The organism is Moraxella nonliquefaciens (assembly GCF_001679005.1).
GTDB lineage: Bacteria > Pseudomonadota > Gammaproteobacteria > Pseudomonadales > Moraxellaceae > Moraxella > Moraxella nonliquefaciens.
The window spans coordinates 1-1206 of sequence record NZ_LXTW01000022.1 but is presented as its reverse complement, the minus strand read 5'-3'; the positions used below and the strand labels follow the sequence as shown (position 1 = coordinate 1206).

Annotated in this window: 2 protein-coding genes; both read right to left on the bottom strand. The window is 36.1% G+C overall.

The genetic code is table 11. The annotated features are described in order from the left end of the window. Positions 1-788: hypothetical protein (locus A7456_RS06325; RefSeq protein ID WP_145916090.1), on the bottom strand; the 788-nt coding region annotated here is incomplete at its 3' end. Positions 789-790: 2 nt separating this feature from the next. Beyond that, a partial coding sequence (locus tag A7456_RS11410) for a hypothetical protein (RefSeq protein WP_158512500.1) occupies positions 791-1206 on the bottom strand: 416 nt, incomplete at its 5' end.

Below are 1206 nucleotides of genomic sequence, written 5' to 3'. Positions count from 1 at the left end.
TTTTTTACACCATCTTTAAGGGCTTGTTCAGCAGCTTTGTAGGCATCTGCGATTTTTTGTTCGGCAGTTTTGTAGGCATCAGTGGCTTTTTGTATGGCATCGTTTACTTTTTCAGCACCATTTGCCATTGCTTCATTGATGGCTTTATCCATATTGATAGCAGCCTCGCCAATTTTGGGGGCGAGTTTGTCTATGGAATCTCTAAATGCTTTACCAGAGGCGATGTCATTTAAAGTGTTTTTGGTATTATTTATGCCATTGGTGATGGCGTTATGGGTATCAATGGCAGTTTCGCCAATTTTGTTTGATAGTTCATTTAACTTATAATCTATTTTTTTATCAATCTCTTTGGCGACATCATTATAAAAGTCAATAATTACATCTTTATTGTTTGCCAAAGCCCCCAATGCAGTAACTGTAAACCCTATCCCAACAACCACAGGTGCACTTACTGTTGCTCCTGCTAGTAACCCCATAGTACCAACAAATGTTAGCACATTGCCTGTTACTGCCATGACATCGCCTGCGGATACAGTATTGCCATTTTTTAAGTCAGACATAATCTTTGCAGTCGTGATTGTTGCCGCCATAGGGGCGGTCATTAATGCAGTAACTTGATTTAGAGAACCAAAAGCAGCGACAGTTTGAGCTGAATTGCTAGCGGTATTCAAATCATTTCTGCTTTCTGGTTCTTTATCAATTTCTTGTTTTGCACCATTAATGGAATCTGCACCTGCTATTGTTGCTGAACCATAGGATAAACCTTTTTCAATTAATTTAGCATTCATATTTACTCTCCTACTGAGTTAATTTTAATAAGATAAGGTATTTTCTTATCTCGTACTTTTTTACCAAAATCTTCGTAATATTCTGTGCTGTATGTTAAACATACCAAATCACCTTGTTTGGCATTTTTAGCACCCAAATCAGATCTTCTACTTCTCACAAAATGCAACTCTTTACCCTGTTGGTTCTTAATTGAAAAATAATCAATGTTTCTATTTCTAGGGTCATCAGAATCAGGGGAGGAATAAAACTCAATAAGATGTCCACACTCATATTTTGATGCTGATTGGAGTTTTTTTACCTCATTAGGCTTTATATAAAAGTAATAGACAGCACAAAAGAACAAACCCATAACAATAATAAAAATTATTTGCTCTTTAAAAGACTGTATAAGATGTTCTGTTGAGCCGTATTCAGATA